Origin of the sequence: Pantoea sp. CTOTU49201 (assembly GCF_032054795.1) — a bacterium.
GTDB lineage: Bacteria > Pseudomonadota > Gammaproteobacteria > Enterobacterales > Enterobacteriaceae > Pantoea > Pantoea symbiotica.
Genome location: NZ_DAMBSA010000607.1, coordinates 1 through 1861, shown reverse-complemented (window position 1 = coordinate 1861; position 1861 = coordinate 1). Strand labels below are relative to the sequence as shown.

The following is a 1861-nucleotide window of genomic DNA, read 5'->3' as shown; positions in this document are numbered from 1 at the left end:
CCAAATCGCATCGCGCTGCGGCTTGCTTTGGCTGCCGTAGAAACTCATAAACCCTTTCAGCAGGTCGGTTTTGGTCACCATCACGTAAACCGGGAAGTGAATGCCGGTGTGCTGATGCAGCTCCGCCATGCGTTCACGCAGCGCGCTGGCCTGCGCATGGCGCGCTTCGGCTGAATCAGTCAGCAGATCGGAGACGCTGATGGTCATGATCACGCCGTTAATCGGCTGGCGGGTACGATAGCGCTTCAGCAGATTGATAAAACTCTGCCACTCCGCGCCGTCGCGCGCGCGCTGGCTCTCCTGTAGGGCGTAACGCCCGGCGGTATCGATCAGTACTGCGCTGTCGGTAAACCACCAGTCGCAATGGCGCGTGCCGCCCACGCCGCGAATCGCCGCTTTACCGAGGCTGTCGGTGAGCGGGAATTCCAGGCCTGCATTGAGTAACGCAGTGGTTTTACCCGCGCCAGGCGCGCCAATCATCACGTACCACGGCAGCTGATAGAGGTAATGACTTTGAAAACGTGCCAGCCAGCTTTGCTGATGGCGACGACCAAACTGAGTGCGCTTTAAACGCAGCGCTGCTTCACTGAAGCGCTGCGCCAGCAGGGTTTCTGTGGCCTGACGATCGGATAACTCTTCCTGGCTCATCTGCTGCAGACGATTAAGCAGCTTGCTGTTAAACCAGCCGCGCCACAATGCAGGGATAAACTGGAACAGCAGCCAGAGCAGATAAAGCAGGCCGACCGCTAACTGGCGCGGCAATACCGGCTCGAGCGGGCGCGTATCGCCCCAGCTCCACAGCGGTCCGAGCATCCACAGCACGCAGCTCAGTGCCGTGACGCCAATCAGGCTCCACAGCAGGCGATGGGTTAACAGATGTTGCAGTGATGCGCGCATCATTGGCCTCCCTGATGATTGCCGAGGGTTTCCGGTGTCACAAACAGGGTGATTTCCACCCGACGATTGCGGGTGCGGTTTTCATTGCTGTCGTTCGGCAGCAGCGGATTGCTGTCGCCGCGACCTTCCGCTTTCACGCTGTGACCTTCGGCGAGCTGCGGATTTAGCAGCTGGGTGATGGCGCGTGCGCGGGCAAAGGAGAATTCGTAGCTCGAGGCGAAACGGCCATCGACCGGGCTGTTGTCGGTATACACCGAGACCAAAACCGTGCCTTTCACCGTTTTCATCGCGCTGGCCACATGCGCCAGCAGCGCGCGGCCAACTTGATTCACCACAGTGCCATCGCTGGAGAACAGTTTATCAGCGGGGATGATCACTTTGCTGCCGAACGCGCCATCGCTCACTTCCAGCTGTCCGGCCGCAATCACATCATTCAGACGTTGATGCAGATCGAGCAGCGCTTGAGGGGAAGTAGGGCGACGTCCAGGCGTGATTTGTGGCAGCGGGGTTTGATAGATGGTGCGCAGCAGCGGTTCGGCAGCGTTGCCGAGCCGCCAGTTCAGCCCGCTGTAAATCAGGCTCGCCACCAGCGTGGCTAAGGTAACGCAGGCCCAGAGCGGCACCATTGGACGCGTTAGGGTGCTGACCAGCGGATGCACTTCCACCAGCGGCACCGCCGGATTGGCGCTCGATGGACGATGCTCGGCTATCAATTGCGCCAGGCGTTTGCGGATCGCTTCACACTGTGCGCGACCGCTGTCACTGCCGCGATAGCGACCTTCATAGCCGAGCAACAGACAATAGTGGATCAGTTCCAGCAGCCACAGGTGCTGCTGCGGGCTCTGCGAAACGCGCGACAACAGCTGGAACACTTTCTCGCCGCCCCAGCTTTCATTATGAAAAGTCACCAGCATGCCGTTACCAGACCACACGCCGCGCGTGCCCCACGGCGTTTGCGCCGCTG

The 1861-nt window shown here is 60.1% G+C and carries 2 protein-coding genes; both read right to left on the bottom strand.

Annotation, left to right across the window (positions count from 1 at the left end):
• Positions 1-897 (bottom strand): type VI secretion protein IcmF/TssM N-terminal domain-containing protein (locus RTY00_RS24355; protein ID WP_312666686.1); only part of this gene is annotated, 897 nt, incomplete at its 3' end.
• On the bottom strand, positions 897-1861 hold a 965-nt coding region (gene icmH, locus RTY00_RS24350; protein ID WP_312666685.1), incomplete at its 5' end, for a type IVB secretion system protein IcmH/DotU. The genes icmH and RTY00_RS24355, both read right to left, overlap by 1 nt.